Consider the following 25,917-nt stretch of genomic DNA (forward strand, 5'->3'; position numbering starts at 1 on the left):
GATCGCGGCTGCCTGTCCCGCTCACCGTCACATCGGCTTCACCACGTCTTTTCGCCATGACCTGCGACGGCTCGCTTCGCGCAGCTCACCGGCTGGCATTGAATTCACCGCCGCGCCGGAAACTTTCCGGTGCGGCGTTCCGTATCCGTTCACTTTTTGATTCAGTCCGCTGCCATGCATGACAAGATCCTGATCCTCGACTTCGGTTCGCAAGTCACTCAACTGATCGCACGACGTATCCGCGAGGCGCACGTGCTGTCGGAAATCCATCCTTACGACGTCAGCGACGAATTCATCCGCGAATTCGCGCCGAAGGGCGTGATCCTGTCTGGCGGGCCGAACTCGGTCGTCGATGAAGACACCCCCCGCGCGCCGCAAGCCGTGTTCGATCTGGGCGTGCCGGTGCTTGGCATCTGTTACGGCATGCAGACGATGGCCGAACAGCTCGGCGGCAAGGTCGACAACGGCCATCTGCGCGAATTCGGTTACGCCGAAGTGCGGGCGCGCAACCATACGAGCTTTCTGGACGGCATCGAGGATTTCCGCACGGCCGAAGGCCACGGGATGCTCAAGGTCTGGATGAGCCACGGCGACAAGGTGCTTGAAATGCCGCCGGGATTCAAGCTGATGGCATCGACGGAATCGTGTCCGGTGGCCGCCATGGCCGACGAGGCGCGTCATTTCTACGGCCTGCAATGGCACCCGGAAGTCACGCACACAGTGCAGGGGCGCGCGATGCTCGAGCGTTTCGTGCTTGGCATCTGCGACGCGAAGCCGGACTGGGAAATGGGTCACTACGTCGACGAAGCCGTCGAAAAAATCCGCGAGCAGGTCGGCAGCGAGCATGTGATCCTGGGGTTGTCGGGTGGCGTGGACTCGTCGGTGGCCGCGGCGCTGCTGCATCGTGCGATCGGTGACCAGCTGACCTGTGTGTTCGTCGATCACGGTCTGCTGCGTCTGAACGAAGCCGAACAGGTGATGGCGACGTTTGCCGATCACCTCGGCGTGAAGGTGATTCACGTCGACGCGAGCGAAGCGTTCCTGTCGAAGCTGGCCGGCGTGACCGATCCGGAGGCGAAGCGCAAGATCATCGGCGCGGAGTTCGTCGAGGTGTTCCAGGCCGAAGCCGGCAAGCTCACCGACGCGAAATGGCTCGCGCAGGGCACGATCTATCCGGACGTGATCGAATCAGCGGGCAAGGGCAAGAAGGCGGCGCACACGATCAAGAGCCACCACAACGTGGGCGGCCTGCCGGAAACGCTCAACTTGAAGCTGCTCGAGCCGCTGCGCGAACTCTTCAAGGACGAAGTGCGGGAACTGGGCGTGAAACTCGGTCTGCCGGCTTCGATGGTGTATCGCCATCCGTTCCCGGGTCCGGGTCTGGGCGTGCGGATTCTCGGTGAAGTGCGCCGCGATTTCGCCGACCTGCTGCGCCGCGCGGATGCGATTTTCATCGAAACGCTGCGCACGTTCATCGACAAGGACACGGGCAAGTCGTGGTACGACCTGACAAGCCAGGCGTTCGCGGTGTTTCTGCCGGTGAAGAGCGTGGGCGTGATGGGCGACGGGCGGACTTATGAGTATGTCGTGGCGCTGCGCGCTGTGCAGACGCTGGATTTTATGACCGCGCACTGGGCGCATCTGCCGCATGAACTGCTGGGGCACGTCTCGAACCGGATCATCAATGAGGTTCGCGGGATCAATCGGGTTGTTTACGATATTTCAGGGAAGCCGCCGGCGACGATCGAGTGGGAGTAGGCGGTAAAAAATTCCAAATAAAATCAATGACTTGAAATTTAGCGAGAAATCTTTACTTGCTTGAGCGCGGATTTCAAGTCGTTGAATATAAAAGGATTTTTCGGCGATTCCAAAGGCAGCCAAGGATGTCTGCGTCACAAGATGACGGCAAAACAGACGGTATCCATCTCATTCATTATCCGAACTCGATAATCTACCGACAGCGCAATTCGGGCGTGACGGTAGATTTTTTTCCAAAAAGCTAGGCGTGGTGCGGGTTTGCGGGCACATCTAGGGCTCGTGGTTGATGACGGTAAAAGTTGTACCAACCACGAGAACGAGAATCGATGCTCACCGAATTTGCACTTCGCAACCTCAAGCCCTGTACAGTCTTGTACAAGATTGCCGACCGCGACGGCATGTATGTCGCAGTCTCTCCGGCGGGCACCATTTCTTTTCGATACGACTACCGCGTTAACGGGCGGCGGGAAACGCTGACCATCGGCCGCTATGGTCGAGGGGGCATCTCGCTGGCGTTGGCGCGGGAAAAGCTGCTGGACGCCCGTCGTGCGGTTCGTGAGGGCAGGTCGCCGGCAGTGGAGAAACAGCGGGAAAAGCAGCGGCGCGCGGTGGCGAAGACTTTGGGTGAATGGGCCGACAACTGGCTTGACGGAGCTCGAATGGCGGATACGACGCGGTCCGTGCGCAGGGGCATCGTTGTGCGCGACGTCCTGCCGGCCTTCAAGGGAAGGCTGCTTTGCGAGGTCACAGCGGATGATCTGCGGGCGCTTTGCATGCGGGTCAAGGAGCGGGGAGCGCCGGCTACCGCAGTCCAGCTTCGCGATATCATCAAGCAGATTTATGCCTACGCGAATCTGCACGGCGAGAAAGTCGAGAATCCGGCAGATGACGTTGGCATCGCGTCGATCGCCACGTTTGTGCCGAAGGACCGGGTCCTGTCGCCGTTGGAAATTCGGCTCATGCATCGACAGTTGGAGCAGGTGGCGACATACCCGACGATCCGGCTCGCCTTGCGTCTCATTTTGCTGACGATGGTGCGCAAGAGCGAATTGATCGAGGCAACGTGGGATGAGGTCGATTTCGAAGCCGCGGTGTGGACTATACCTAAGTCCCGGATGAAAGCGCGCCGAGCCCACAACGTATATTTGTCCCGCCAGTCGATCGACATCATGGTGGCGTTGCATACCTGCGCAGCAGGCTCCCGATATGTGCTGCCTTCCCGCTATTCTGCGGATCGGTGCATGTCCAAGGCCACGTTAAATCGCGTCACGCAGCTCGTTGCCGAACGGGCAAAAACAGCCGGACTGCCTTTGGAGCCATTCACCGTTCACGATTTGAGGCGAACCGGCTCGACGCTGCTTAATGAAGCAGGTTTCAATGGCGACTGGATTGAGCGGTCTCTTGCGCATGGCGGAGAAGGGCGATCTTCGCGAGCTGTGTACAACAAGGCCGAGTACGCCGTGCAGCGTCGGCATATGCTCCAGGAGTGGGCGGATATGGTCGATGCGTGGGTGCAGGGAGGCGGACATAGGCCGAATCTACTGCCTTCTGATATGGCGATGCCGACAGTCATCGCCCGCGCGCTGTGACGCCGGGCGTCCTTCCTATGCTCCGTTAGATTGCCGAATTACCGGCGCGTGCTGATCAGCAGGGTTGAGCTCAGTCCTTGGGGCGCCATACGCGCGCTCAAGGACTTAAACCCTGGCCGACCTTTCTGAGCGTTACCCGTCAGCGTCGGAATTGCATGCCGGGGCTTCCAGAATCGGGTTCTCGGTCGTGGGCAAGCTCGTACAACAGTTCCTGCTGTCCACGATGCGTGTACCGACGGAAATTTTGGACAATTCAGTAGTAGCGGAAAGTTGGCCAAGTGAAGAAAAGCCGCACGCTGCGGCTTTTCTTCACACTCATCATGCCAGTCGGAGCATCAGCATGAGGGGATGAATCGGAGACGGTGTGAACCCGTACCCGCTTCATTCGTATGGTTCAAGATGTCCCCGTCGCAATTTTTCTGGGATCACTGGCGTTTCGTTCTCAGAGAAGAGTTATAGTCTTCGTCGAAAAGGGGCCTTCGAATAACAAGAAGGCAAAAAGGACCGGGGGATTCATGGAATCAGTACGGGGGCAAGCCGCGTCTGCGGCCGGTGAAGATCAGTCCATTTTTCAGAGTAACTTGCCGCTTGTTGAAAAACTGGAGCGAGCCCGCATCGAGTTACTCGATTTATCAGCGCGCAATCGCCTACTTAATATGCCCCGAGGTGCTCGGGGAGGTCGCTCCATCGAGATTATCGATGAGAAAGCGAGTGAGATTTTTCGGCTGCTGGTCCGAGAGGGGAAAACTTTCACGTTCCTGGCAGGGCGCGCTGCGGAAACCGGGGATCTGGTGCGGGAGGGGGCTGACGAAGCCTCAGTAGAAGACGCTTCGGACAAGGCGCCCGCTGAGCTCGACGAGATCGATGAATTGGCGCAGCCCGAAGATAACAGCGCCGACGAACGGGGTGTTTTGCGCCGGCATGCCGACACGCGTCTGCAAACGCGTTTGACCAGCAAGGGTCTCCAGAAGCGCCTGCTGGAACTTTATCTGGATGCACGTACGTTGGAGGAAGAGCAAGGCGTCAACGTGCTTTTCCTGGCGATCGGTGCCCTGAAGTGGGTCGATCCGAATAACGCGGAGAACATCCGGTATGCGCCGCTTCTACTGATCCCCGTTCAGCTGGATCGCGGCAACGCGGGCGAACGCTTCAATCTGAAGGTCAGGCAGGAGGACTTTGCGTCGAACCTGTCGCTCGAAGCTTATCTCGATCGAGTGCATGCGCTTCGCATGCCAGCTTTTGAGGCGAATGATACGTTTGAACCACTCAGTTATATGGAGCTGGTTCGAAAGAGCGTTGAGACCAAGGACACGTGGGAAGTGCTCCCCGACCATATGTCGGTGGGTTTTTTCTCCTTCGCCAAGTTCTTGATGTACCGGGACCTGGATCAAACGGTTTGGCCCAAGGGTGCCACGATCGCTGACCGTCCGCTGATTCGCTCACTGTTGGCAGATGGTTTTGCCGACGGCAAGGACCTTGCGCATGAGGACGCCAATATTGATGGGCTGATTCCGCCATCGGAAATGCTTCATATCCTTGATTGCGACAGTTCGCAGGCGTTGGCAATCCATGAAGTGCGACGGGGTAAGAACCTGGTCATCCAGGGGCCGCCGGGTACTGGTAAAAGTCAGACGATCGCCAACATCATTGCTGCTGCGGTCAAGGACGGGAAGAGTGTACTCTTTGTGGCCGAAAAAATGGCTGCACTGGATGTTGTGAAACGCCGTCTCGATGATAAAGGCGTCGGCGACGCATGCCTGGAGCTGCACAGTAACAAAGCCAACAAGCGCGCGGTGCTTGACGAGCTTCGGCGAACATGGGAATTGGGCGCTCCTAAGGTTGCGGATCCGGGAAGCCTGTTCGCACGTCTGACCGAGGCGCGCGACAGCCTCAACGCCCATGCCAAGAATCTGCACGCCGTCGATTCGAAATCGGAGCTATCTCCGTTCCAGGTGATTGGGCATTTGGTTCGTCTTCGCGAACAGGGTGAACGTCCCAACGACATTCAACTGGAGACCCCGGAGGAGTGGGGCAAAGATGGTTTCGCGGCGCGCCAGAGTTTGCTGGCTGATTTGGCTAGCCGTGTGATTGAAATTGGTCGGCCAACTGATCACGCCTGGGTGGGTGTGGGGCTGGCTGCGATTTCACCGATGGATGCCGAGCGTCTGGTCGCACGCGTTCAGCAGTTGCTGCATCGGGTCGTGGCGGAGCAGCAGCAGTTCGCGGTTGCAGCGGAGCTTCTGGAACTCGCGCCGCCACTTCGGCTGTCTGACATTCCTTCGATGGTGGAACTGCTCCAGCGCATCGCGGTGGCACCCACTCTCTCCGCGTCGGCCATGGGGCAGGATGCCTGGCAGAATCCCGATCCCATCCTGCATTTGCTCGAGCTTGGGCAACGGTATGCAGCACGACGAGAGGCTTTGGCTGGCCGAGTTGTCGGGAATGCATGGGACATCGACGTGGGCGACACGCTCCGTGCCTTCACGGAGCTTCCCGAGACCTTCAATGAGGAGCAGTTCCAGCGCCTCGCCCGGCTAGCCGAAGAACTTCCTCGTTTGCTGGGCGAAGCGGCGGCGCTCGCTCGCCAACTGGGGCGGGAGGCAGGGGCCTCGTTTGAAGACTTCCAGATGCTGGCGCGCATCGGTGAGCGTGTGGGATCGGCGCCGCCCGCCAGCCCGGAAACCTTCGCGTCGGACCTATGGAGTGATGGGATTGAGCGGGCCGGTGAACTCGCGCAAGCCGTGGTCGACCTCGATGCCGCCAAGATCGCCATTGGGGCGCAGTTGACCGAGATGGCGTGGTCCCTCAGCTTAGCTCCCGCGCGTGCAACCTTGGCATCACGCGGCACAAGCGTCTTCCGTCATTTAAGCGGTGAATGGCGTGCAGCCCGTCGGTTGGTCGAATCGGTTCTGGCAACCCCAAATCAGCCCCTACCCATGGTGCTGGGATTGCTGGATACCTTGGCCAAGGGACAGGACGCGAAGAAGATCATCGACGCCGAAGATGCTTTTGGACGCAGCGCGTTTGGCGACGATTGGCGTGGTGCCAGATCGCAGTCAGCACCGCTATTGGCGTTGGTCGAGTGGATGCGGTCTCTGAAAGGGTTAGGTGCCGAGCCCCGGCTGATCGCCGCGCGCAGCCCGGAAAAAACGGAAGTGGCGGCGCGCGCCAAGCAACTGTCGTCCGTTTGCCTGCAGATCGAACACGGACTAAGAGAAGTCTGGGAAGACTTGGGGGCGGTTCGAGGGCCGGTATTCGGCGACGTGGCAGCGGTGGAGCGTGCCGATTTGAGTTGCCTGCTCCAACTCGCAGTGCGATATACGAGCGCGCATTTAGCCGCCGGCGCGCTATTCTCCGTGTCAGTCTCTGATGCCGGTAAAACCCGTTCTCTACTGGAAACTCTGGCCGCTGGTCAACGCGATCGTCAGGCCGTGCGCGAAGGTTTAACTTTGGGGCAGGCAGCCTTCGACAGTGCGTGGCAGGCAGAACAGTCCAACTGGACCGTGCTCAAATCCGCCGCGGACTGGATCGCACAGAACCCAGACATCCGGGCTCTAGCCGGTCGGATCAGCGAGCGAGAGCATTTGGTATCTCGTGCCAGAGTGCTGACGGAATCCCAAGCGCTTATCCAAAGCAGCCTCAAGGCGTTGGCTGACGAACTCCAATTGGACCTGGAAGCGTCCATTGGCGGCACGATTCCGGATGCACGGCTTGAAGTTATTGTTTGGCGCCTGCGGCGCTGGAGCGAGGAACACGAACAGCTCTTCCGGTGGGTGAACTATCGGGATCGCTCGGCACGGGCCCGGACTCAGGGTTGCGGTGATCTGGTTGCTCGTTTGGATGACGGCCGACTTGCGCCGGAAGCATTGGCCACGGCATTTGAGATGGCCTATTTCGAGGCAACTTATGCGCGCATGGTTCGTCTCCAACCAGATCTCGCCCGGTTCGATGGGGCTACGCATGGACGTCTTGTGCAGGAGTTTGCCTCGCTGGATCGGCAGCGGATTATTGCCGCGAGCTCGGAAGTGGTACAGGCGCATTACCAGAGCGTTCCACCTCGCGATGGTGGCGCGCTCGGGCCGCTTGGAGTACTTCGGGGCGAAATTCAGAAAAAGAAGGGGCACATTTCGTTGCGCAAGCTTGTGGAGCGGGCTGGACCAGCTTTACGAGCGCTCAAGCCAGTTTTCATGATGAGCCCGCTATCTGTTGCGCAGTTTCTCGTGCCGGGAAGTATGGAGTTCGACTTGCTGGTGATGGACGAAGCCAGTCAGATTCAGCCCGTTGATGCTTTGGGTGCAATCGCGCGATCAAGGCAGGTTGTCGTCGTTGGTGACCCCAAGCAGTTACCGCCCACCGCCTTCTTTGCCAAGATGACCTCGAGCAACGAAGACGAGGATGACGAAGGCGCGACCGCAGTCGCAGATATTGAGAGCATCCTTGGACTGTTTGCAGCTCGTGGCCTGCCTGCCCGGATGTTGCGCTGGCACTATCGGAGCCGTCACCAGTCACTGATTGCGGTCAGCAATCGTCAGTTCTATGAGAACAAACTTTACATCGTGCCTAGCCCTTACACGGCACAGGGTGGTAGGGGCCTGCGATTCCATCACGTCCACGAAGGTTTGTTCGATGCGGGCAACAAGCGCAATAACCTGATCGAGGCGAAAGCAGTGGCACGGGCGATCATTGCTCATGCGCACACCTATCCGAAGCTCTCCTTGGGAGTAGCGGCTTTCTCCGCTGCCCAGCGCCGCGCCATCATTGACGAACTCGAACTTCTGCGCCGCGAGCTGTCACCGGACGTTGAGGAGTTCTTCAAGGCGCATCGTTCAGAACCGTTCTTCGTCAAGAATCTGGAAAACGTTCAGGGCGATGAGCGCGATGTCATCTTTATCTCGGTCGGCTATGGCCGATCCGTGCCTAACGGCCGAGTGCCGATGCGGTTTGGCCCACTGGGTACGGCAGGTGGTGAGCGACGCCTGAATGTTTTGATTAGCCGCGCCAAGCAGCGATGCGACGTGTTTGCGTCCATGACGGATGAAGACATTGATCCGGCCTATGCGTCGGAGCGGGCTGGGGTTAATGCGTTCCGGATTTTTCTCCAGTATGCCCGCACGGGGCGCCTGCCGATGGCGGAGGTCAAGGGGCGCGATCATCACAGCGTGTTTGAGGAGCAGGTGGCCAACGCATTGCGGGCGAGAGGTTACGAAGTCCAGGCACAAGTAGGTTTGGCTGGCTTCTTCATCGATCTGGCTGTCGTCGATGCCGAACGCCCCGGGCGATTTCTACTGGGTATCGAATGCGATGGTGCTGCATACCACAGTGCCCGCTCGGCTCGGGATCGCGATCGGCTGCGGCAGGCCATCCTGGAGGAGCACGGCTGGACCATCCACCGGATATGGAGCACTGACTGGTTCCAGCGCCCGATCGAACAATTGGACGTTCTGATTCGTCGCATTGAAGCGCTCAAGTCTGAGTTCGATGAGTTGCGGGAAGATGCTGCGCTCGCCGAGCAACTGGATATCGAGGCACCTTATGTAGAGCGGGAGACGGTAACGGACAAGGAGGACGCTGCCGGTTTCGCACCCTACGAAGAAGTGACCTTGCTGCGGCCGCACCATCTCACCGGCGAGTTGCACGAAGCGCCACAGGGCGCGTTGACGGAGTTGGTGGTTCAGGCAGTTCAGGTGGAGGGGCCCGTGCATCGCGACCACGTCATTACCCGGATGCGGGAAGCGTGGGGTTTGAAGCGGGCCGGTGTCCGGATTGAAGATGTGGTCGGGCGATCCATTGATGTTGCGGTAACGATGGGCCGTATTACGCGTTCCGGAGAGTTCCTGTCGACGCCGAACCATGTCCCGGTGCCTCGTGATCGTTCGGGGGTCAATGCGATTGCCCTTCGTCGAGCCGATATGCTACCGCCGGCGGAAATCGAAGTCGCCACTCTTCAACTGATTGAGAGGAGCTTTGGCGCCACGCGGGAGCAGGTCGTTCAGGCGGTGTCACGTGGGTTTGGTATCCGCAACACAAGCGGTCAGGTTAGAAGCGTCCTTGAGCAGGCCGTCGACAGCATGATCGCTCGACGGCAATTGAAGGAAATCTCGGGAGTGTTGACTGCCACGGATGAATCGAGGCGGGCGGTGTGACCTGCCGAACAACTAGCGATACATCTAATACCCGCCCCCTCAATAAGACATGAACGACCGGTTGCCCATTCACGACGTTATGCCGTCGATTCTCGATAGAGAAATTTCACAGAACGATCAGGACGCTTTTGGGCACCGGCACTTTGCCTTGGCGCTGAGAAGCATGATCGAATCCGATCGGAATCAAACGCCATTCAGCATCGGTTTGCTTGGCGGTTGGGGAACAGGGAAGAGCAGTATCAAGGAGCTTTATCGGGCGGATCTGGCGAGCGATGCGGTGAAGCAGGATGGTCGGCGTCGTTCTGAGCGTTTCCATTGCATTACTTTTAATGCATGGCGCTTCGGCGGTCGTGACCACGACATCAAGCGTGCATTGCTTCGGCACGTGTTCTTGGAACTCGGAGGGGAGGAGGACAGCCTGCAGGATCGGCTCTTCCGGCAGATCAGCGAGACCACCGAGCAGCCGAAGTCGTGGCGCGCGGTGACCGGGGAAACGTTGCGTGCATGGCTCATACCGCTTCCCGCGCTCGTCATTGTTTTTGCCTTCCTTTTCGCCGTATTGTTTCTGGCGAAATGGCTGCTTCATCTGGAGGGCCCTGCGCAGACAATCCTGGTCGCGTGCGCGACCGCACTTTCTGGATATGTTATTCACCACGTCAAACCTGCCGAAGTAAAAGCGAATCGTGCACAAACTAGGATTGCGTTACCCAGCACGACGTCGGAGCAGTATGAAGACATGTTGCTCGAGCAACTCGGTCGCTATAAGGATGGCCAGAGCCGGATGCCTAACGGCACAAATGGTCGAACCTGCGAGCGACTGATCATCTTTGTGGACGACCTTGATCGGCTGTCGGCCGACGAGATGGTGCTGGGTCTCGATGCAATCCGCACGTTCATGGAAATCCCGGCGGGGAGATTACCCAAGGGGCTCGGGCTGGTATTTGTGATTTCCTGTGATGAATCACGTGTAGCCGATGCCTTGGCGAGGGGGCGCCGCTCAGGCGATTTGCCGGCGACTGTGTTTAATCAATCGGACGCGCGACGCTACTTGGATCGTATTTTCCAGTTCCGGTTGGAAATCCCGCCACCGCCTCGCAACGACATGCGCGAATTCGCGCTATCGAAACTGAAGAGCCTGACTGAGGTGACTGGAGATCTCCAGGCCCGCGGCGTGCCTTTGGAGTCCTTGGTTGATAGGATGATCCATGTTGGCGTGCAAGATCCAAGAAATGCGCTGCAAATCGTGAATGCATTCGCGCAAGCCTGGTGGATTGCTGTGCGCCGCGAGCACGAGGGTGTTGGTAGCGATCGTCCCGGCGGGTTGCACGATGGGGCCGTCACAAATCATCCGATTTCTTTGGGAGCCTTGTGTGCGATGAAGGTCAGCTTCCCCGGGTTTTATGGTGACCTTCAGGAAGATCCAACATTTCTCGATGCCTTTACGGATGTCATCGTGAGAGGGCGGTCGCTCGATCATCTGCCAGCGTCGTCAAGAACGCGGCTGATTGAAAAATACCTCGTCGGGCAGGATGCTGCGGGCGAAAAAATCGAACTGAGATCAGAGCATCGCCCATTGCGGCAGTTCATCGCGAGTCTCGGCGGCATTCGATGGGCGGATCCGATGCAAAGCCTCCTCCTGCTGTCCGAGGACCCCATTACCCGGCGGCTGGGAGCTAAGATCTCGTCGATTTACGGGGCATTTGTGTCGGGTGATACGGCCGGTGTCCTTGAGGCGATGAGGCGCAATGGCGATTCGTCGGCCTTGTCACAAGATCAGGCACGCACCCTGTATCAGATGCGAGACGGGACACGACTGGAGACAGAGGCGCGTCGCAACAATGCCGCCAAAGTAATCGCAGACCTGATCGAGCGTGTCCCTGCGCCATCGAAAGGCCAACTGCTGGGTGAATTGTGTCGTGATCTCGATGACAGTATCGATCTGCGTTCAAGGGTCGGCGTTCAACGGATTGTGAAGTTGCTTGTGGATGCCACCGGCTCGGATCAGCGGGCCATCGCATCGCGCTTGGTCGTGGATGTGCTGAAGTCGGAACAGCCCGTCTCGCTGCAACTCGAGTCCATGCAGACGCCAAGTCTTGACGAGGCCGTTGAGATGGCACGTCAAGTTGTGCCATTGGCACTATCCGTTCGGGCCGCACACGGTCTTGAATCTGACGCAGAGCGGCGGTTGTGTGATTGGTTGCTTGAGCGCGTTATACGGGTGAGTGGTGAGAAGTCGATCCAACTGCCCTATGCCGAACTGGAGGCATGGCTATCTGCCGATGGCGGTCAGATCGCCAAACTTTTGGGTATCCGGTATCTCACCGTATTGGCCGATGAACTGGAGCGGGCGGGTAGCGCATCATTCGATCTGAATGCGGCGCTGGAGCGCGTGAAATCGATTGCAGGTGCGCTGATGATGGCCGGAGAGGAGTCGCGCCAAACGTTATGGGGCGTTCTTACTCGTTATATTGGCATGTCAGAGATCACCATCGTCCAGGTGGCGTGGATGCTCGGCGTAACTGAGCTTCATCGGGCGAGTGATGCGCAGGCGTCGAGTTTCATTGCTGCATGGGCGAACCGACTGATTGCGTCGGGCAATGACGTACCGCCCATCGCATCGGCCGATGTGCTGCAACCCGTTTGTACGGCGATTGGGGCGAAACTGCAGTCGCTCGACGAGAGTGCGTTGAGCGCGGTTGCGGTATTGATCGAGCATTGGAGTGCCACCCCTGATTCTGCCGAAGCTGCCTGCGAGGTCGTAAGAATCGTGTTGCCTCGAGCTGATGTGGTGGAAGAGCGGGTGATGTCGAAGTGGGCGTCGCGCGTGCTGTCGACGTTGCCGGAGCCTTGCGTGCGTCTTCTTGCGTCCCGGTTTGAGTCCCAGACCGGCGCGGTGCAAAGCGCGATGATTGCTGCTATGAATGTGACGGTCAGTTCTGATCGTATTGATGACAATGCCTGTCATCGGCTCGCACTCGTCGTTGAATCGACCCCTGAGCATGCTTGGAGCGCTGGGCCGTTGCAGGGCTATCTGAACAGCCTCTTGCCTCAACTGGCAGCGCGATTCGCTAATCCAAACGGTTATCTGGTGGCCGTTTTCCCGATCATCGCTCCGGTCCTGAGGTATGCGTCGGCCGCCACCTTCGGCGGCCAACTGCAGCAACTTTTCAATCAGGCAAAAACGCAGCCCGCGCACTACGCCATGCTCCACAAGGCGATGACCGGGAATTGGACATTGCGGGCAGACGAAACGAATCCGTACGATCCTGCGTCGATTTTCAATGATGCTTGCGCGTTTGTGGTGAGCTACCCTGCTGCGACCAACGTCGATATTCTGGAGTCTCTGTCCGATATGTTTCGACGGAGCGTTGTGCCGGACGGCCAGAAACCACGTTTTATTGAAACGATGTGCGTGGTGTGGAAGCAGGCTCCCCTGCAGGGTCCCCACTTCTTCCGAGAGTATCCGGAGCTGACGCCCGTCCAGGCACATGCGCTGGCGGTGACGTTGGATGCTAACAACTCAGAGCATCTCGATGCACTGGCGCATGTCTGGACGTCGGTGTCAACGGGTATGTCGGCATCGGCTTGCACCGAGACCTTGCGGCTGCTGTTGTCTGGCGGCTCGCTGAACTCAGCCAGCGAGGCGGACGTCGGGTTAAGGATTTGGCTCGAAGTGCAGGGCGATGCGGGGGCTGCGTTGTTGTCGGCCCAACTAGAGGCAGCGGATCTGCCAGATGAGCAACGCAGTCGGCTGTGGCGACAGGCGGCACGAAGCGCCCTGCAGTTACACGCCGGATTTTTTATCGATGTCGTGCCAAAGGTGATTGCACTTCCGAACGTGGAGAAGACCGCGGGCATGATATTCGACGACGTCGATGTGATATCGAAGACGCTGCAGGACGCCGATGCTCGGTCGAAATTGGCACACAGACTCATGAGGAGTTTCAGCGCGGCAAGCAGCAATGCGATTCAGGGCAATATCTGCCGGTATTGCGAGAATTTGATTGGGCAGGCCGCCTTGTCCGACTTCAGGCCTGCTGCTTTAACTAGGGACGAGTTCGACATCATCAAGGCCGCGTTTGGGCAGGCAAAGGACCTGAAACGCCTTGAGAAGCTGGTTGCGGTCGATGCCTGAAGAACCTGACCGAGTACGCCTGTGATGATGTCGAGGATATCTGCGCCCGGTGGAGTTGGGACGCGTTGCTAGAGATGGCAGATGCGCGCCTAGTCGCAAATTCGTGCTTTCACCGATAACATGAGGTCTTACGCAAGACAAAAACATGGCGTGCGTTTAACTAGGGGGTAGGATGCACCTAAAGAAGCTAGCCTTGCGCAATTTTCGACGTCTGCGCAACGTCGTAATTGATCTCGCTTCGGACATCTCGATTTTTGTCGGCGCGAATAACAGTGGAAAGACGTCTGTCGGCCATGCGCTGCAGCTCTTCACTGAGCGGGGGAAATTCAGCGTCCATGATTTCAGCGCTGATCGGTGGTCGCAGATCGTGGCGTATGGCGAGGGTGATGCCAATGCGGCCCTGCCAACGATCGAGGCCGATATCTGGTTTGAGATCAATGCTGACGACATCCACCGGGTGGTTGATCTGCTGCCCAGCCTGGCATGGGAAGGTTCGCTGGTGGGGATGCGGGTGGTGTTCGCACCCATCGATTCCGAGGCGACCCGCGCGCGGTATGCCGAGGCGCGGCGACGTGCACTCGAGGCTGTTGCGGGAGGAGAGGGTCTCGAATTTGATCCCTCGCCGCGCAATTTGCGGGACTATCTGCGCGATCGGTTGAACGACGAATATGCGCTTCGCCACTACGTGCTCGACCCCATCCGGTTTGACGCGAACATGGTCGCGCAGCAGGATTATGCCCCGGTGCCTCTCACCGGGCGTGATCGCAGCGGGCGCGACATTCTCAATGGCCTGCTGCGCATCGACTTCCTCCATGCGCAGCGGCATCTTGCTGACGCGCCGGGCAGCGCGCGGGCCGAGACCCTCTCGCGCGTGCTGAGCCGCTTCTATGAACGCAACCTCGAGCAGAAGGGCGAGGATCTTGTGGCGCTGCGGGCGCTCGCCGAGTCTGAGGTCTCGCTGAACCAGCATCTCGAGCGGGTGTTTGAGCCGACCCTGCAGCGTCTGGCGCAACTCGGTTATCCCGGTCTCAGCAATCCGCGGCTCGTGATCCGCTCGGCGCTCGATCCGGCGTCCATCATGAGCAGCCCGCACGGCGCGCGGGTGCACTATGCGCTTGGCCCGGACGACGGTGCACCGGAGCCGCCGACGCTGCCCGACAGCTACAACGGTCTCGGCTTCAAGAACCTGATCTTCATGGTGGTCGAACTCCTTGACCTTCATGCCCAATGGCTTGCGATCGAGGATAACAGGCCGCCTGTGCACCTCATCTTCATTGAGGAGCCTGAAGCCCATCTGCACGCCCAGCTTCAGCAGGCCTTCATCCGCAAGGTGATGTCCATCCTCGCCTTGGGCATGGAGGATCGTACACACTACACAAGCCAGGTCGTTGTCACGACCCATTCGACGCACATTCTGTACGAGCGCGGCTTCCGGCCAATTCGCTACTTCCGCCGCAGCCGCGCCGAGCATGTTTCGACCTCGACCGTGCTGAACATGTCGGTGTTCTACGACGCTACCGACCGGGATGTCCGGACGTTCCTCGAGCGCTATCTCAAACTTACCCACTGCGACCTGTTCTTCGCAGATGGTGCGGTGCTCGTGGAAGGCAATGTCGAACGACTGCTGCTGCCCCAGATGATCGCCAATTCGGCGCCGCGTCTGCAGTCGACATATCTGACTGTTCTCGAGATCGGCGGCGCCTTCGGCTATCGCTTTCAGGCATTGATCGAGTTCCTCGGACTCACGACACTCATCATCACGGACCTGGACAGCGTCTTCGGGCCACCGGCGCCCGCTGCTGACGTCGAAGAGAACGGCGCGAACGCCATGGCCCCGGTGGAGGCGGGGGATCAAGGGGCTGAGCCCGAGGAAGAGGATGACGACGAGGACGCTGAAGCTGGCGCGGAAGGCAAGCCCGGCAAGGTATGCATCGCGGGTCATCCCGGCGCTATGACCTCGAACCAGACCCTTCAGCAATGGTTGCCGAAATGCGACACGGTGGCCATGCTTTGGGAGGCGACAGACGACCAGAAGACTCAGGCACGGAGCGAGCACAGCGAGGCGATCGTGCGCGTCGCCTATCAGTGCCGCACCAACGTGACCTGGGCAGGTGAGACACAAGCTTTGGCCGGTCGCACGCTCGAAGAGGCATTCGCCCTCGAGAATCTCGCCTGGTGCCAGGATATCGCGCGTAAGCCGCTGCAGCTTCGCATCGCCAGGCCCGACAACAAGGACTTGACTGAGCTAACCCGACGCATTCATCGGCGGGTCCAGGCGAAGAGCTTCAGCAAGACCGATTTTGCCCTGGCTCTGTTGGCCGAGGACCCGATGCAATGGTCGGTACCGGCCTATATCGCTGAAGGGCTGCGCTGGCTCGAGGGCGAGATCGCCCCGCCGGCTGAGCCCGATGACGACGGTCACGGGCAGCAAACGGTTGGTGATCCAGTCATCGCCGTGGTGGTGGCATGACGAGCCGCATCGGTAGTCCCGACACTCAGGCCGACATCGATGTCCGCGACTGTCTCGCTCAAGTGCCGCCGCGCTCATTCGTGATGGTGGCAGGCGCGGGGTCGGGAAAGACCACATCGCTGATCAAGACGCTCGCGCATCTCGGCGAAACGCGCGGAAAGGCGCTGCGGCGCGCGGGCCAGCAGATCGCCTGCATCACATACACTGAAGTCGCGGTTGGTGAGATCTCCGCAGACGTCGGTATGACCCCGCTATTTCATATCTCGACCATCCACAGCTTCCTGTGGTCGGTCGTTCGCGCGTTCCAGTCAGACATCGCTGCCTGGGTCGTCAGCCGTATTGAGGAGAAGATCGTCGAGAAGCGCGTTCATTACGACAGACCTGGTACACGGGCCGCGACCAAGACGAAGCTTGATCACGAGATCGCCAGCCTCGAAGCCGAACGCGAGGAGGTCGGTCGGGTCGAGAAATTCATCTATGGAACGGGCAGCCGGTACTCCGAGGGCATCCTCGGCCACGATGACATCCTCAAATTGACCCCGGCCTGCGTCGAGAGGCATCCTTTGCTACGCGAGATCGTGGCGCGGAGGTTTCCCTATATTTTCGTCGACGAGAGTCAGGACACACAGCCTGTTGTTATCGAAGCGCTTCGGCAGATCGCCGGCGAGCACCCCCTCTGCGTCGGTTTCTTCGGCGATCCGATGCAGAAGATCTACGGGCACGGAGCCGGTGCGATCGAGCCGCTACCCGGCTGGGCCGAGATAACCAAGCCGGAAAACTTTCGCTGTCCGACCTCGGTCCTGAGCGTGGTTAACGCGGTGCGTGCGGCGGGCGACGGTCTCGTCCAGACCCGTGGGCGCACCGTGATCGCCGATGAGCAGGAGCAGCCCGTGGTCGGCACGGTCAACGTATTCATCCTGCCAAGCGATGATCATAGGACTGCACGTCTCGGTGCAGTACGGGCATGGCTGGCCGCGCAGACCGGCGACGATCTGTGGACCAGTGATATGCGCGACGGCGATGTCCGGTTACTGGTGCTTGTGCATCGCATGGCCGCTAGGCGGCTCGGTTTTGCTGCGCTTTATTCGGCGCTAAACGATCGCGCGCCACAGAGCTTGAGTGAAGGCATTGCCGACGGTTCAGCCTGGCCACTTCGGCCGTTCGTTCAGCAACTGCTGCCGCTGATCGTCGCATCACGTGCAAATGACCAGTTCACGATCATCTCGATCCTCCGCGCAGACAGTCCCCGCCTGGAAGCAGAACGGTTGCGAGGGCAGGCAGTGGCTCCCGTCCTCGCTGCTCTTCGGCACGCAATCGAGCAACTTGCCATACTGGTAGCCGACGGATCAGTGGCGACGGTCCGCGACGTCCTTCGGCACGTCCGGGGCACCGAACTGGTGGGGCTCGACGACCGCTTCTCCGCGCACCTCATGGATGACCCGGTCGACGACGGGTCGGCAGGATTTGGCAACGTTGCCGCGTTTCTTGAATGCAATGTCGGCGAACTCTGGGCGCATCGTAGATATATCCTAGAAGAGTCGCCATTCGCAACCCATCATGGCGTCAAGGGCGCGCAGTTCGAGCGCGTGCTCGTGGTACTTGACGACGAGGAGGCCTCTTACAACCAATACTCCTACGGCAAATATCTCGGCTATACGCCCCTGTCCGACACCGACGAAGCGAATATCGCCGAGAGAAAGGAGTCGGTGCTTGACCGCACGAGGCGGTTATTTTATGTCTGCTGCTCACGTGCGGTGAAGGACCTGGCGGTCGTGCTGTTCGCCACTGACGTGGCAGCGGCACGCGCCGCCGTGGTCGAGGCTAGACTGTTTCCGGATGCTTCGCTTCATGGAGTCGAGCAGCTCGGTTAATCGCCTAGAATTACTCGACTTGCCCGGTCTTCGGCGGACGATACTGTTGGATATGCGGTCGCCCGATTGTCCAATGGCGCAACCTCTGGTCGTGGCAAGAGCAGACTTGGACTGCGGGCTATCGAATGATAAGCCAAAGCGGCTACCACTGGCGGCGCCCGACGGTCACACTGTATGAAAGCGGGCCGGAGGCTCTCCCAACGATGCCTGCCTCGGCGCATTTCTTCTGGGATACGGTTAAGCTGGGGAGCAGCTCAGTTGAGCGTCATGTCTTGGACGCCTTGCCGATGCGATGAAGTACCGGGTCGAGCTTGTCTGCAACTTCTGCAGCCCATGCTCTCCAGGTGATGTATCCGGTGTCTAATTGGGCTTGACTTTCCAGTTTGCTATCAAGGGAGGCGAGGTAAGCTCGGATCAGTTCCGCGCGCTGCCAGTTTTCGATTTCGGAAAATAAGGATTCCTGTTTCCGTTTTTCCTCCGCAATGCTCTTTGCAGCCTCCTCGCGCTGGATTTCGGCCTCTCTCCATTTTTGCTTCTGCTCTGCCCATTCCGCGACGTTTGCCAGGGAGCCTTGGTGCCGATGCTCGATGGCTGCAAGAATTCGTTTCCACTGCTGTTCGAGCGGCCGGTCTTTGGTGTCCGACAACTCGGTTTGGCCCAGGCCTTGCTGTTCAACAAACAGTGTGAGCGTTCCGGTTGGTGTTAGCGTACGCACTGGCTCACGAGACTTGTCCCAGCTATTGATGCGATACCGGGTACCTTGAGTTAATTTTTCGGTAATGCGAACTTCGACGCGAGCTCCCCCCTTTGACAGTTCCAGGCGTTCATTGTTCTTTGCCATCTGAACCGTGTATCCCTCAAGCTCTGCTCCGTGGCAGATGATGTTGAGAATCAACAGTCCTCGCTGATAGGTGTCCATGGATAAACGCGCGGCGAGCTTGCGATGCGAGGTCACCAGTAACTGCCCCGTATCACAAAAGGATTCCCAGCTTCCGTAGACGACTTCGCCTTTGTGCTGGTATTGCTTTCCGGGATGGCTCTGTTCCCAGTCATATCGTTTTTTTAGATGGTCAGCGCGAGTGACCCCTTTGTCCATTTGCTCGCGTAACTGTTTGATGGCACGATGCCAATCTTTTTGCTTGGGGGCAGCGTCGGCGGCGACTTCGTTGTCCTTTTGAATTCGCTTGTCGGCACGCACCTCGACGAGCCGTTTGGGCCGGTCGATTATTGCTTTGACTGCCGATATGGCAGCCAGGATTTCTTGTTCTGACATCGCAGGCAGTTCAGGCCGTTGAATCGTATGTCCGAGATCGACGCGTGTCCAATGTCCGGGCTGTGGGACGGGTATCCGGAATGCGTCACATACACGTCGCACATCTGTTCCCGAAATGCCGTATTTACTGCCGACGTGCACCATGGGGGTAGTCCATACCTCCTGAAATAGCTGGTCGCGATTGGGTGAGGGTGGGATCGGGGCATTGGACATCAAACGCCTCTTCGCATGTCGAATCACCTTGGTGTGGTCCAGCCGCGATCTCAGTGGAACGCGTGAGTGTTGAACGGCGCTTTGTGCTTGTGGGCGCGCAGAAGTCTAACGACGCGCACGCCAATTGACTTACTCGCCTGACGCAAACAAGGGTGCCTGGAGTATTGTGGGCTCTGCGGGCAACGGCGCGATATGAATGCCCCGGACCTTCGCAACGTCGGTTACGACTTGCGTGATGTGATGGGTCGTGTTGACCTGACGCCAGATCTGCGGATTGCCCGGGTTGGTACCATCAGTGGCGTTATCGCGGATGTACCGATCCACCAACGAAAAGTCGGCCCCTGCGAAGTGGCCGCTGTCGACGATCCTTTGGCAGACGTCGGTCATGATGCGCGAATCGCCGCCACCATTGCCGCCGCGCACGATTAGCCAGTCCGTCGGCGTCGCGTAGCGATAGTGGCGAATCGCTTGAGCACGCGCTTTCTTGAAATTCATCTTTGCGCTGTCTGCGGCGTAATCGCCGAAGATCAGGTGCTCGGCTGTATTGGCGTCGAACTTCACGGCGTTGTGCCAGGCATGCCATTCGTTGCGGGGCCACGCCACCGTCTGGCCAGCCTGGGTGGCGGGGTTTTTTTCAGGATAGTGAGTGCCCTGAAAGACGATAAGCTGCCAGGGGCCGAGATCCTGCAACGCCTCCAGTGCAAAACCGATAATCGGACTCACCAATTGGAACTCGGAAAAGTCCGCGTCTGTGAAGTCGGCGAAGACAGCACACTCGCGGAAATCCAGAGACAGTTCACTGAGGATCGTGCGGAACGTTTCCCCGAGCTGAGGATCTTCCAGGTCGCCGGATCGCACGCTTATCCCGAGCTTGAGCGTCTCGTCGGCGGGCAAAACACTCTTTACGGCGGCGATCAGTTCGGGGCCCAGCTTGTCTGCCGGCACGAAGGGAATCGCCCGGACGTGGAGCGACTTGGTGCGGGCGAAGATCGGAGGCAACCATGCTTCGCTCTGTGCAGCCCCGCATTCGGGAATGAGATAAGAGAAGTCGATGAATGCCCGCCGGCCTAGCCAGTGACCGCTCAGGAGACCACCCACGTCCGGCACGCAACACTCGGAGTCGAAGAGCCGCTGCTGGGGCGTATCGCCACGATCGGCCGCTGGCGGGACGATAAAGCGGGGCAGGACGTGCCGCGCGACTCCGTCGTCAAGCTCCCTTACGCCAGCCAGTTCGCCAGCTTTTAGGCGCAATGCGGGGCAATACAGGACCTTCGAACCCTCATGCATTCAGAACCTCCGACTACTGTTGGAAAAACAGCTTACGAACCTGACCTGAACCAATCTTGTCTGAAAATATTGCGTAATTCTGCCGTTCCATCCGGATACGCCCAAAGACCACAGCGGGAGAGATGCCGAGGCGTTGTGCGAAGCGCTCGATGGTGTCGGCCGTCTTGGCAATACGCGCGGGCGAGCGCAACCAGAGCTCCTGCGGGATGAGCAGGCTACCGGCGAACTGGTCGGCTTCCGCCTCCATCTCGTCGACTTCCTGTGTTTCGATGTTGTCAAAAAAGCCAGCAGCTAGGCCTGTTCGATAGTGGAGGATCACGTGCGCTACCTCGTGCAACAGCGTGAACCAGAAGTTGTCCAGTGCGTCTCGGCGAAGCGTCAGGCCGATCACCGGAATGTCATCGACCAGAAACGCCGCCCCGTCGACCTTCATGCCTGGAACGTGGCGCTCGACGACGACCACGATGCCGTGAGCCAGCAGCAGGTCTCGGGCAAGAAGCGGACCGTCCTCGATTGCGCTCAAGCCGGGAAGGTCTTTTAACCATGACATGTCGAGGGGGCGGTATTTGAGCTTCCGGGAGTCGATAGTCGCTTTGGCCCGACGTGTGACCTGTGCCTTCCAGCAAAGCAGCGACCAGTCATCGGCGTGGTGCTCGACAACTAGGCCGGTTCGGAACAGCGAGGGCTTTCCATGGCTTCCCACGTGCTCTGCGACATAGCGCACCAATTGACTCAGGGCGTTCTCATCGGAGTCGGTGTTTTCCAGCCAGCCATTCTCCCGCGCATGTTTCAACACCTTCTGAGCCTGTTCGGCAGAAACATCCAGCGAAGGCAGTGACATCCAGGGTGCGGTAGCATCGGGACAGATATCGGCGGAAAGATTCAGTTTGAGAGCCCTGGCCACACGGACGAAGCCGGCCAGGCTGATGGAGCGGTAGCGATCCGCTTCGTAGCGCTGGATGGCCTGTTCGCGTAGGCCAATCTGCCGCGCGAGATCCTTTTGGGACCAGCCCTTGGCAATCCGGGCCACAATAAGCATCTCGCCCAAATCGTTTTGAGCCCGCGCCTTAAGGAGCGCCAGATTGCCACGTTTAGCTTCCAGGTAAGCATCCAGCATCGCCGTGAGCTCTGCACGCTCCGCGGTCAAGGCGCGCTGGACACCCGCCATCACCTCTGGGGGGAGGCCGCTGACCACCGACTTGAGGACTTGCTCGGACGAGGTCGCGCGCGACATCTCCTCGATGAGCCCCGTGACTTCCCGGGCATGGCGGTCGTTGGTGATAAGAGCTTGCGAAGACATGCAGGGATTTTACCCAACAAATTTGTTGGGTGCAATCGTGCCTCGCTCGTTGCATCTGGCAGAGGACGACGAACATCGCCACGCTCGGCGAGCGCAAGTGGTCGAATTCTCGCCGCGCGGGAATCAGGAGTAAATCTGCCTATGGGTTCGAAACGCTGTTGCGCGGTGATGATATATGCGGTGGAACTACCGCATACGAACCCGTAAAAGCCAATGTCCACTGGGTTTAAGAATGCTTGGCGTGGCAGGCTCGATTGAAAAACCAGTGATCTTGGGCTTGGGCTGAAGCGCCGCCGCGGTCCACTTTTCCGGCGTACGCTGCGGTGCTGTCGGAGCGCTTTACGGAAACCGCTGGGCCACGCGACGTACTTCGACAATGTCGATGAAGCAGTCCACATCGTGGCACCCTAAGGCCGATTCACTACTTCGACGGTATCAGGTGACGGTATCGGTCTCTAGGGGCAATTTGCCCTTCGCGATACCGTCATTTACGATAGCGGGAAGTGTTTTGTCGGTGCAGTTAGGTTCGACGCATGGGTTTATCGGTCGATGCGTGGACGCTGACAGACCGTCTTGGACAGATGGGCCGCGCTGAGAGAGTATTTCGGCTCGATATGGCTTCCATACTGTAAGCCGCCAGAGCAGGGCGTGTGACCGTACGCTTTACGGTATCATCTGTGTACGGATCGTCCCAACCCCCCGCCGACGTTGGCCCCAAGGCCCCGATTTAGAATCGAGTGGGAGTAGTCCCTGTTTGGGTGCGTTGTGTGGCAATGACAGGAACCGACAGGCAGTAACGACACCTAAGCCCGCAATATGCGGGCTTTTTTCATGTTTTCGATTCACTACGCGAATCATAAATAAGCCTGCCGGTTTTCATCAAAACCCGCCTGCAAGCAACAACTTTCATGGGATGGCGGACGGTATCGAAATTCTGGCCTCTCGATTTCGCGTCGATACCATCCGTTGGTGATGCGACCGCAAGTGTGAATTGAATTGCTGCAAGCCTTGAGCGGTGGACGATACGGAGTTTTCAGTTATTGCCGCAGGCGTGGGCAAACCAACGCTGGATTGTAAGATGCCAATCGAAGATTTTTTGGATCAAGCTCTCGGTAGTCTTGAACAGTTCTATATTTTCAAACAAGCCCAGTGCAGTGGCTCATGATCATACGATTTCATTCAAGGTCATTTCCGTCAGTGTCCGCGTCGCGCTCAGCGGTTCTGTGGACAATCATGAAAAATGCCATCTTCGTGGTACATTAAAGGCTATAACGTATCATGAAGGTAGCAAAATGCCGACTCCCCATGCGCCGTCTGCCGGCGTCCGTAGGGCACTGCGCAAATTGGGTGCCGATATTCACGACGCACGTCGTCGCCGCCGGCTGACCATGGCGGTCATCGCCGAGCGGGCCTTCACGTCGAGAGCGACTTTGCAGCGCGTCGAGGCGGGGGATCCCGGCGTGAGTATGGGCATTTATGCCGCCGTGCTGCTGGCGCTCGGACTTTTGAGCAGACTGCAGGACGTTGCTGACGCTGCCCACGATCCGGTGGGGCAGTCGCTTGCAGCCGCGGCGTTGCCTCAACGTGTCCGGTTGCTCCGCGGTAAAGGGAAGGGCGACCATGGCTGATGTGGAAGTACATATCGATCTCGACGGCACGCCACGTCCAGTTGGGCTACTCAGACGCCATGCATCGCGACGGGAAGAAACGGTCACGTTCGAATATGACGAGACCTGGCTGGACCACGACGAGCGCTTTTCGATCGAGCCGGCGCTGGCGTTGACACGCGGCGTCTTCCCACCACCGCCAGATCAATCCATCTTTGGTTCGATCGGCGACTCGGCGCCGGATACCTGGGGACGCCGCCTCATGCAGCGCGCGGAGCGTCGGCAAGCCGAACGGGAAGGACGGCGCGTCTGCACGCTTGGTGAGCTGGATTATTTGCTGGGCGTAGCGGATGAAACGCGCCTGGGCGCGCTGCGATTCCGCTGGAGCGGAGAAGACGAATTCCAGGCGCCCGTGCCCGCCGGTGTCCCCGCGCTGATCGAATTGGGGCGGCTGCTTCAAATCACCGAGCGCATCCTGCGGGACGAGGAAACCGATGAGGATCTGCAACTGATCTTCGCTCCTGGATCGTCACTTGGTGGCGCGCGTCCGAAGGCATCGGTCATCGACCAGCACGGGCATTTGTCGATTGCCAAATTCCCGAAGGAGACCGACGAATACAGCATCGAGGCCTGGGAGGAAGTCGCCCTGCGCCTGGCTGAACGCACCGGCATTTCCACCCCGCGTCACGAACTGCTTCAGGTAGCGGGTAAGCCTGTGCTGTTGTCGCGTCGCTTCGATCGCGCGGGGAGCATTCGCATTCCTTTTCTCTCGGCCATGTCGATGACGGGATCGCGAGACGGCCAACGCGGCAGCTACCCCGAACTGGTTGATGCACTGACACAACATGGTGCGAAGGCACGGGCCGATGCTGCACAGTTGTATCGCCGCGTGACATTCAACGTGCTGGTTTCCAATGTCGATGACCATTTGCGCAACCACGGTTTCCTCTGGACCGGTCGCGATGGCTGGGTGTTGTCACCGGCCTATGACCTCAATCCGACGCCAACCGACGTCAAGGCGCGCATCCTGACGACTAACATCGATCTCGACGAGGGAACGTGTTCGGTCAAGCTCCTTGAGAATGCGGCGGAGTTTTTCGGTTTGTCCATGAAACAGGCTCGCGCCACGATCCGGGAGGTGGCTGGCGTGACCCGGACATGGCAGGCGGTTGCTCAGGAAGTCGGTTGCAGGCGCGCAGAGATCGCACGCATGGCAAGCGCCTTCGAGCACGACGATCTTGGTGCGGCATTGCAGTTGTGACGGTATCGAGGGTCGCTTTCGAACGAGCCTGACGGCATCAATGACGGTATCGCGCTCACAAATCGTTCTGAGACGGCCAGTGTTCGCGATTTTTCAAACAAGGCGGGCTCTGATCCGCCGATGCGTTCCGACGACAACCGTCACCTGCCGGGCAGGATTTTCGATACCGCTGATGGTATCGACGCCACATGACCAGGCGGAAACGCCGTCCCCAAAAGGCTCCAGCCACTCGATTGACAATCGAGTGGAATGGGCGATAAAAAAATTCAAATAAAATCAATGACTTACGATTGACGCCGAAAACTTTCTTTGCCATCCTTCTCGTTGTAAGTCATTGATATAGAAACGAATTTTCCACGATTCCGGAGGCGGTGAGCCGAGTGTGCGCCGCACATTGACGGTAAAGCGGATGTTTGGAGGTGGCGTCCAGCCCTGGCCCACTGGTCGGCCGTTGTCGTGAAATTCGAAAAGCGGCGCGATGACGTCTGCCTCTGTCACCACGGCAGCTTGTGTGAGCGCTGCCTTCAACTAAGGGTCTTTGCACGCCGCCGTCAGTACTGAATCGATCATGTCATAAAGGGATTCTTCACCAGACAACGGCGGGGTCATCTTCATCACGCCCGGCAACTCGTCGAAGAATTTCTCGGGAACCACCCATTTGACCTCGCTTTTGCCGCCCGCATCGGGCGCGGGGAAGGAAGGTGTGTTCTTCCAGTTCGTGGTCTGCATCTTTCCTGTGAACGGGTTCAACGGATACACCGTGATTTGCCGGAGCAAGGGCTGAATTACCGCCCCGTCCTCGGGCGTGTCGTCCTGGAAGACTCGCGGGGTCAGCATCGAGATGTGATCAGGTGGCGAGGCTGGCACGACACCGTCTACTCTTCCGGGTTCAGGCAAATCCTTCATCCCCAGCGACCGGTTGAAATTATTGACGAGCGGCCAGCCTCAGATATACGCGACGCGCCCGACGGCGGCCACGTATTCCTTCGTCATGACTGTTCCGGGTGGTG

The 25,917-nt window shown here is 58.9% G+C and carries 13 protein-coding genes; 8 read left to right on the top strand and 5 right to left on the bottom strand.

Features of this window, described 5'->3' with window-relative positions; translation table 11 throughout:
- Nucleotides 1-27 precede the first annotated feature (27 nt).
- Nucleotides 28-180 (bottom strand): hypothetical protein, encoded by a 153-nt coding sequence (locus BLV45_RS27435; RefSeq protein WP_176954079.1) that lies wholly within the window; start codon nucleotides 178-180, stop codon nucleotides 28-30.
- Here BLV45_RS27435 and guaA point away from each other — a divergent pair.
- The 6 genes from guaA to BLV45_RS06930 all read left to right on the top strand — a co-directional run bounded on the left by guaA (nucleotide 175) and on the right by BLV45_RS06930 (nucleotide 17,966).
- Nucleotides 175-1,758: a glutamine-hydrolyzing GMP synthase gene (gene guaA / locus BLV45_RS06905; protein WP_090530737.1), complete on the top strand. Its 1,584-nt coding sequence runs from the start codon at nucleotides 175-177 to the stop codon at nucleotides 1,756-1,758. The two genes, BLV45_RS27435 and guaA, sit on opposite strands and share 6 nt — an antisense overlap.
- Nucleotides 1,759-2,084: 326 nt before the next feature.
- The gene (locus tag BLV45_RS06910; RefSeq protein WP_090530740.1) at nucleotides 2,085-3,347 is read left to right on the top strand and encodes a tyrosine-type recombinase/integrase; all 1,263 of its coding nucleotides are present in this window, start codon (nucleotides 2,085-2,087) and stop codon (nucleotides 3,345-3,347) included.
- Between the two features lie 515 nt (nucleotides 3,348-3,862).
- Nucleotides 3,863-9,490: a DUF3320 domain-containing protein gene (locus tag BLV45_RS06915; protein WP_090530745.1), complete on the top strand. Its 5,628-nt coding sequence runs from the start codon at nucleotides 3,863-3,865 to the stop codon at nucleotides 9,488-9,490.
- Between the two features lie 49 nt (nucleotides 9,491-9,539).
- Nucleotides 9,540-13,625 (top strand): P-loop NTPase fold protein, encoded by a 4,086-nt coding sequence (locus BLV45_RS06920; RefSeq protein ID WP_090530748.1) that lies wholly within the window; start codon nucleotides 9,540-9,542, stop codon nucleotides 13,623-13,625.
- Nucleotides 13,626-13,797: 172 nt separating this feature from the next.
- A complete protein-coding gene (locus tag BLV45_RS06925) occupies nucleotides 13,798-16,095 on the top strand; it encodes an ATP-dependent nuclease (RefSeq protein WP_090530751.1) in 2,298 nt (765 codons plus the stop codon).
- Nucleotides 16,092-17,966 carry a UvrD-helicase domain-containing protein gene (locus BLV45_RS06930; protein ID WP_090530753.1) on the top strand — a complete coding sequence of 625 codons (1,875 nt, stop codon included), beginning with the start codon at nucleotides 16,092-16,094 and terminating at the stop codon, nucleotides 17,964-17,966. The genes BLV45_RS06925 and BLV45_RS06930 overlap by 4 nt, the downstream gene beginning before the upstream one ends.
- A 265-nt stretch (nucleotides 17,967-18,231) precedes the next feature.
- On the opposite strand, the gene BLV45_RS06935 is transcribed toward BLV45_RS06930, so the two are convergent.
- From BLV45_RS06935 to BLV45_RS06945, 3 genes are all read right to left on the bottom strand, one after another.
- Nucleotides 18,232-19,383 carry a hypothetical protein gene (locus tag BLV45_RS06935; RefSeq protein ID WP_176954080.1) on the bottom strand — a complete coding sequence of 384 codons (1,152 nt, stop codon included), beginning with the start codon at nucleotides 19,381-19,383 and terminating at the stop codon, nucleotides 18,232-18,234.
- 198 nt (nucleotides 19,384-19,581) lie between these two features.
- Nucleotides 19,582-20,739 (bottom strand): beta family protein, encoded by a 1,158-nt coding sequence (locus BLV45_RS06940; protein WP_090530759.1) that lies wholly within the window; start codon nucleotides 20,737-20,739, stop codon nucleotides 19,582-19,584.
- Nucleotides 20,740-20,752: 13 nt separating this feature from the next.
- On the bottom strand, nucleotides 20,753-22,039 hold the full coding sequence (locus BLV45_RS06945) for an XRE family transcriptional regulator (RefSeq protein WP_090530760.1): 1,287 nt from the start codon (nucleotides 22,037-22,039) through the stop codon (nucleotides 20,753-20,755).
- A gap of 1,040 nt (nucleotides 22,040-23,079) precedes the next feature.
- Here BLV45_RS06945 and BLV45_RS27790 point away from each other — a divergent pair.
- Entirely contained in the window at nucleotides 23,080-23,667 is a 588-nt protein-coding gene (locus tag BLV45_RS27790; RefSeq protein ID WP_245753130.1) for a helix-turn-helix domain-containing protein, read from the top strand.
- Nucleotides 23,660-24,907 carry a type II toxin-antitoxin system HipA family toxin gene (locus BLV45_RS06955; protein WP_090530766.1) on the top strand — a complete coding sequence of 416 codons (1,248 nt, stop codon included), beginning with the start codon at nucleotides 23,660-23,662 and terminating at the stop codon, nucleotides 24,905-24,907. The genes BLV45_RS27790 and BLV45_RS06955 overlap by 8 nt, the downstream gene beginning before the upstream one ends.
- A gap of 528 nt (nucleotides 24,908-25,435) precedes the next feature.
- On the opposite strand, the gene BLV45_RS06960 is transcribed toward BLV45_RS06955, so the two are convergent.
- Complete coding sequence (locus tag BLV45_RS06960) at nucleotides 25,436-25,813, bottom strand: hypothetical protein (RefSeq protein WP_176954081.1); 378 nt, start codon at nucleotides 25,811-25,813, stop codon at nucleotides 25,436-25,438.
- Nucleotides 25,814-25,917 lie beyond the last annotated feature (104 nt).

The sequence above is a fragment of the Paraburkholderia sartisoli genome, assembly GCF_900107685.1.
Lineage (GTDB): Bacteria > Pseudomonadota > Gammaproteobacteria > Burkholderiales > Burkholderiaceae > Paraburkholderia > Paraburkholderia sartisoli.

What these genes read in the sequence shown, in the direction of transcription:
- guaA (WP_090530737.1), top strand. Translation starts at nt 175, where the DNA reads ATGCATGACAAGATCCTGATCCTCGACTTCGGTTCGCAAGTCACTCAA.
- BLV45_RS06945 (WP_090530760.1), bottom strand. Translation starts at nt 22,039, where the DNA reads ATGTCTTCGCAAGCTCTTATCACCAACGACCGCCATGCCCGGGAAGTC.
- BLV45_RS06940 (WP_090530759.1), bottom strand. Translation starts at nt 20,739, where the DNA reads ATGCATGAGGGTTCGAAGGTCCTGTATTGCCCCGCATTGCGCCTAAAA.
- BLV45_RS06930 (WP_090530753.1), top strand. Translation starts at nt 16,092, where the DNA reads ATGACGAGCCGCATCGGTAGTCCCGACACTCAGGCCGACATCGATGTC.
- BLV45_RS06915 (WP_090530745.1), top strand. Translation starts at nt 3,863, where the DNA reads ATGGAATCAGTACGGGGGCAAGCCGCGTCTGCGGCCGGTGAAGATCAG.
- BLV45_RS06925 (WP_090530751.1), top strand. Translation starts at nt 13,798, where the DNA reads ATGCACCTAAAGAAGCTAGCCTTGCGCAATTTTCGACGTCTGCGCAAC.
- BLV45_RS27435 (WP_176954079.1), bottom strand. Translation starts at nt 180, where the DNA reads ATGCATGGCAGCGGACTGAATCAAAAAGTGAACGGATACGGAACGCCG.
- BLV45_RS06960 (WP_176954081.1), bottom strand. Translation starts at nt 25,813, where the DNA reads ATGAAGGATTTGCCTGAACCCGGAAGAGTAGACGGTGTCGTGCCAGCC.
- BLV45_RS06935 (WP_176954080.1), bottom strand. Translation starts at nt 19,383, where the DNA reads ATGGTGCACGTCGGCAGTAAATACGGCATTTCGGGAACAGATGTGCGA.
- BLV45_RS06955 (WP_090530766.1), top strand. Translation starts at nt 23,660, where the DNA reads ATGGCTGATGTGGAAGTACATATCGATCTCGACGGCACGCCACGTCCA.
- BLV45_RS06910 (WP_090530740.1), top strand. Translation starts at nt 2,085, where the DNA reads ATGCTCACCGAATTTGCACTTCGCAACCTCAAGCCCTGTACAGTCTTG.
- BLV45_RS06920 (WP_090530748.1), top strand. Translation starts at nt 9,540, where the DNA reads ATGAACGACCGGTTGCCCATTCACGACGTTATGCCGTCGATTCTCGAT.